Raw genomic sequence first — 6,212 nt, forward strand, 5'->3', positions numbered from 1 at the left:
GCGATTTTATGGATATGAATGGTGACCGATATCCCGACATCGTTACAGAAAAAGGTGTGCAGTTTACTTTACCAACCGGTAGGTTGGAAGATACTTATGGAAACCTCAATAGTGGAGTGATCAATAAAACCACGACTGATGCCGCAGGCGCATCAATAGGAGGCTTTTATAAAACTGAACCAAAAGCTACTAATACAAACGCCAGAGCAATACGTTCCGATGCAGGAGGAGCCAAAGTAAGTGGTACGATCAGTGGGAATTTCGGTGTTGGCACCAATGAGGGAGATTATACCTGGACTGATGTGAACGGTGACGGCCTGCCCGATAGGGTAAAATCCAATGGTATGGTAGCCCTTAACCTCGGGTACAAATTAACACAAGAGGAGCCCTGGGGACACAACAAAATTCAGGACTCAAAAAGTGAAAGCACTGGGGGAGGTTTAGGTTTTAGTAAAGGAGTAGGTAGCGAGTCGTCATCTATTTCCGGAGGAATTGGCGTATCACTATCTGAAAATAATGTTACTCATTCCCTACAAGATGTAAACGGAGACGGCCTTGCCGATGATGTATTAGTTGATGGTGGCGTTAAAGTGAAATTAAACACAGGTAATGGTTTCCAGACGACTTACCAAGATTGGAGCGGGGCTGAGAAAATTACAGAAAGTTCAACTACAGGTGAGTCTGCCAATGCAGCATTTACCGGATGTATACCTCTTCCTCCTATTGCACCAGTGGTTAAACTATGTTTTAACCCAAGCGGCCATATTGGGCAAAGCATGAGCCGAGACCTGGAGAAATTTACAGATATAGATGGAGATGGCTTCCCTGATTACTTAAAATCCACCCGAGATGATAACCTCACAGTAAAGCGGTCTACCATTGGTAAAACCAATATGCTTAGAAAAGTAAACAGGCCTTTGGGAGCAACTTTTACAGTAGATTATGAGCTGAAAGGAAGCACTTATGAAATGCCCAATAANGGGAGAATCCCGAGCTGGATACTATGCTTACAACCTTTGCATATAACAATGGGCTTTACAATCGCCACGAACGGGAATTCTACGGCTTCGATGAAGTGGTAACAACCACCCACGATACTGGAAATGGTGATGCACCCTATATTGGTGTGACACAAACATTTGCCAACAAAAACTACTATGAAAAAGGCCTTTTATTAAAAGAAGTAATGGCCGATGCGGATGGCAACTTGTTTACTGAAGAGATCAATTCCTACGAATTGCTTGATGTAGATAGTGGAGACCCTTTAAGTGATGGATTTACATCATCAGACAATGGAACGGCCTTTCCAGCACTTACACAAACCATCTCTAAATTCTATGAAGGGCAAGTGGAAGCTGGAAAAACCACTAGCATGTTGTATGAATATGATGCTCGAGGAAATGTTGTCAGGTACACTGACCTGGGAGATGAAGGCGATGAAGATGACCTGTTTGCAAGAATTAGCTATCACAATGTTAACAGTAGCTATATAAAATCTGTGCCATCATCCATTATTGTTGAAAGTAACGCAGGAACATTAAGAAAACGGGAAGCAGATATAGATCAGAATACCGGTAATATAACTCGGATCAGGCAGCGTCTTGAGGATGAGTCAGTGGCAGTCCATGACCTTAATTATGATACCTATGGTAACCTGGAAACAATTACCGGACCCGAGAATAGTACTGAACAAAGGTTGAGTTTCGAGTATTCCTATGATGAACAGGTTCATACTTATGTTACCTCGGTAAGTAATAGCTATGGTTATACCTCTGAAGCTACCTATGATTTCAAATTTGGGAAAGTGTTGGAAAGTATTGACTTAAATGGTAATAAGATTTCATATGAACTTGATGATTTGGGGCGTGTTGAAAAAGTAACTGGACCATATGAGCAACAAGGAGCGCCATATACAATAAAGTTTGAGTACCATCCTGAAGCAGATGTTCCATGGGCGCTTACCAAACATTACGACCCTCAAAATAATGGCAATGACATGGAAACTGTAGTGCTTGTTGATGGTCTGGGTAAAATGCTTCAAACTAAAAAGGACGCTGCTATTTTCCAGGGAGAAGGTAAGGCTGATAAGGAAATGATGGTAGTCTCAGGTCGTGTGCTTTTTGATGCATTTGGTAGAAGGGTTGAGGCTTATTATCCAACACTTGAAGCTACAGGGAGCCAAGGTAAGTTTAATTCTACCTTTGATAGTATAGACCCAACTTTAACTACTTATGATATTTTAGATAGAGGTCTCACCATTACTTTACCCGATGGTTCAACTACTAAAACAGAATATAGTTTTAGAGAAGATCGCAATAACAGGAAACAATTCAGCACACTTACAACTGATGCAAATGGTATCAAAACAGAGCAGTTTACTGATGCTAGAAGAAGAGTTACTGCTGTTAAAAACTTTACATCAGACGGAGCAGTTTGGAAAAGCTTTGAATATAATGCCATTAACGAGATGATTTCATCAATTGATGATCAAGGGAACAGCATATCGTCAGAGTATGATTGGCTGGGGAGAGTAATAAAAAGAGTGCACCCTGATGCGGGCACTTCATTATATACCTATGATTTGGCTAACAACCTGATAGAACTTGTTACTGCCAATCTTGCGGAAAGCGGAAATGTTATAACATATAAGTATGATTTTGAGCGACTTACGGATGTTGTTTATCCGATTAATGCTGAGAATAATATTCATTACACTTATGGAGAAGCAGGCTCCGAGTTTAATAGAGTAGGGAGAGTTGTGTTGCAGGAAGATGCATCAGGTGCGCAGGAGTTTTTCTATGGCCCATTAGGTGAGGTAGTTAAAAATGTTCGAACGGTGGTAATACCACAGTTTGCAGATCAAACATTTGTTACCGAGTGGGCGTACGATACATGGAATCGTCTGGAGTCTATGATTTACCCGGATGGGGAAGAAGTTACTTTCCACTATAATGTTGGAGGATTCCTTAGCAGTATGGAGGGTAAGAAGAAGGGTGCCAAGTATAATTATGTTGAGCAGTTAGGCTATGATAAATTTGACCAACGTGTATACCTGGAATATGGTAATGGTGCCAAAACCACTTATACTTATGAGCCCGATCGAAGAAGGCTAAAAACCATGACGGCAACTACTGCAGCCAATAGAAACTTTATGGACAATGTCTATGAATATGATGCAGTGAGTAACATTCTTAGTTTAAAGAACAATGCACCTGTCCCGAATAGTAATCTGATGGGTGGAAGTTCAGAATATACATTTGAATACGATGACTTGTATAGATTGACAGCCGCTGAAGGGGTCTTTACAGGTAGTAATGAGCAGCACAGGTACTCAATGTCATTGAATTACAACACTGTAGGGAGTATCCTGCAAAAAAAACAGTTACATGAAAGAAGTGGTGGAGATGGAAGTGCCTTTACAAAGCAGCATAAGACTACATATGATAATACATATGCTTATGGAGACGAGCAACCACATGCACCAAAGCATATAGGTGATAGAGCCTATACCTATGATGCTAATGGTAACCAAACCGGCTGGACTCATGATGTGAGTGGTCAGCGCAGGGAGATATTATGGGATGAGGAGAACAGAATCAGAGCGATTTCTGATAATGGAGCCAATTTTCACTATGCCTATGATGCCTCAGGTATGCGAGTGTTGAAAGGTAAAAGTAGTGGCCAATCGATCTATAAAAATGGAAAATGGAAGACAGGCTCCGGTCAGATGGGTAATTACACAGTTTATGTAAACCCATATATAGTGTTGAAAAGTGGGGGGTATACTAAACATTATTATATTGAAAGTCAAAGGATTTTAAGTAAGCTGGGAGGTGGGTTTGACAACAATGGTCAAGGTCCTCTAAAAGCAGGAGAAGGTAAGATAAATTATAATTCCAAACATGATAAACTGTTTGAGGGAATTGTAAGGAATCTGAAGTTTTTAGCAGATGATGGATCAATACTAACAGCGGGAAAAAGTGGTAAAATTCCTCCCGGCCAAATAATTGGAGATAGCCCTAATAATACAGAGCAGTTTCAGTATTTTTACCACCCTGACCATTTGGGAAGTACAAGTTTTGTGACGGATGCATCGGGTGAGGTGTATCAACACTTAGAGTATTTCGCATTTGGTGAGACGTTCGTTGAGGAGCATAGTAATACACATCGTACACCTTACCTGTTTAACGGTAAAGAACTGGATGATGAAACGGGCCTGTATTATTTCGGAGCCAGATACTACGATCCTCAGGTTAGCATATGGCTAAGCAGTGATCCATTGGCAGATTTAGCACCCAATTGGAGTCCTTATATCTACACTTTCAACAACCCACTTAAACTAAAAGACCCTAATGGGCAATGGCCGAGTTGGAGTGAGGCGCTTGATGTCGTGCAAACGGGTTTGGATGTAGTTGGTATGATCCCTGCCGTGGGTAATGTTGCGGATCTTGCTAATGCAGGTATTTCTGTAGCTAGGGGTAACTATGGGGATGCTGCATTAAGTTTAGCAGCGGCTGTTCCTGGTGCTGGTCTGGCGGCAGGAGGAGCTAAATTGGCCAAGAAAGCATATAAAGCAGTTAAAGCAGTTGATAAAGCATCTGATGCAACAAGGGCTCTTGACAAAGGGCTGGATATGACCAAAACTGTTGACAAGGTTAATGATGCTGCAAAGTCGAGTAGTAAGTACAAGGGGGGTGCATATGGAAAAATGGAAGGGAAATCTACTACTGGCTATGAAAAACATCATATGCCGGCTGATGCGATTTCACCATTATCCAGATATAAAGGAGGAGCCATTCAAATTGATCCTGCTGATCATAAATTAACAGCAAGTTTTGGTAGCTCAAAAGCAGCAAAAGCATTCAGAGCTAAGCAAAAGCAGCTGATTGAGAGCGGTGATTTTAAGTCTGCATTTGAAATGGATGTTAAAGACATAAGGTCTAAGTTTGGTTCTAAATATGATGAGGCAATAAAACAAGCCAGAGAATATTATAAAAAAGAAGGATTATTTTGATTAAGTTAAATTATGGTTGAAAATAATGAGTTTATACCTTTTAAAGGAACTAAGAAGATTTCTTTCGGCATGACCCGACATGAGATTAGAGAATTGCTCGATTCAAAATACATTACATTTCTCAGGAATGAGTTTGCTGAGAATACCTCTGACTATTATGAAGAAAAGGGCTTTTTTATCGAGTACAACTCGGAGGACATTTGTGATGCAATTGAATTTGTTGGTGGTAGTTTGATATATGAAGGTAAAGATTTACTTACGTTGAAGTTTGAAGATTTGAATATGATGTTCGGGACATTATCTAAAAAGAAAGAAATAGAAGATGACATAGGAGTAACCTTTTACGATTTGGGTTTTGGAGCAACCAGATCTGGAGATGGAAGCTTGGAAAGCTTAATTATTTTTTCTGAAACTTATTGGGGGTAATTAAATGAATTATTTAGTAATATTCATATTGGTTTTTTGTGTCAATATTATGAGTCCTTTAGTATTGAAGAGTTTGATTGGTGGTAAGGTTGAGATGCTGATGCCTGAGGATTTTGAACTCATGTCGGAAACCATGCTGAACCAAAAATATCCATCCAGTAATCGACCTACAATTGTATATACAAACCCTGAAGGTTCCGTTAACATGGTTGTGAATCATACTTGGAACAAAATTAGTTTAAACCAATTGCCAGAAGCAATACCTACTTTTTCTAATCAATTTGAAAAATTATATCCAAATATAAAGTGGTATAGAAAAGAACTTGTTAAGCTGAATGAACGTGATTTTGTTGTTTTGGAATTTATCTCCCCAGCGCTGGACACTGATATCTATAATCTGATGTTTGTGACAGAATTGGAAGGCAGACTTCTAATGTTCAGTTTCAATTGTACGAAAGATCAGGAAATCGCGTGGAAAATGACTGCCAATAAAATGATGAGGTCGGTAAGGATTGAGGACTAAAAATGTAATTAAACAAGGCCTTAGTTACATACATTAAAAACTGTTTCAAAAACTCTAGAAAGTTAATATTTAAAATCGATATAAAAATCAACAACCTAATTTTTTATGTTGCTCTACTAGTTGGCGTTAGTTTAGTGTTAGCATCTTGTAGTGAGGATGATGAACCAGAAGTGTTGATCGACCCAAGTGTGCTTATAGGTACCTGGAATGCTGTAAGTCAGCAGTATAAAGATTGCCCTGATGCAGCCA

General features: G+C 39.7%; 3 protein-coding genes. All 3 read left to right on the plus strand.

Annotated elements, in window-relative coordinates; translation table 11 throughout:
- Positions 1–1,003 precede the first annotated feature (1,003 nt).
- Genes JMN32_RS03585 through JMN32_RS03595 form a run of 3 tightly spaced genes read left to right on the plus strand, consistent with a single transcriptional unit; the run spans position 1,004 to position 5,963 of the window.
- Complete coding sequence (locus tag JMN32_RS03585) at positions 1,004–5,014, plus strand: RHS repeat-associated core domain-containing protein (protein WP_202854920.1); 4,011 nt, start codon at positions 1,004–1,006, stop codon at positions 5,012–5,014.
- A 12-nt stretch (positions 5,015–5,026) separates the two neighbouring features.
- Positions 5,027–5,440, plus strand: a complete 414-nt coding sequence (locus JMN32_RS03590) for a hypothetical protein (protein WP_202854921.1) — start codon at positions 5,027–5,029, stop codon at positions 5,438–5,440.
- Between the two features lie 49 nt (positions 5,441–5,489).
- The gene (locus JMN32_RS03595) at positions 5,490–5,963 is read left to right on the plus strand and encodes a hypothetical protein (RefSeq protein WP_202854922.1); all 474 of its coding nucleotides are present in this window, start codon (positions 5,490–5,492) and stop codon (positions 5,961–5,963) included.
- The last annotated feature ends 249 nt before the right edge of the window (positions 5,964–6,212 follow it).

It is taken from the genome of Fulvivirga marina, from assembly GCF_016775155.1.
GTDB classification, from domain to species: domain Bacteria; phylum Bacteroidota; class Bacteroidia; order Cytophagales; family Cyclobacteriaceae; genus Fulvivirga; species Fulvivirga marina.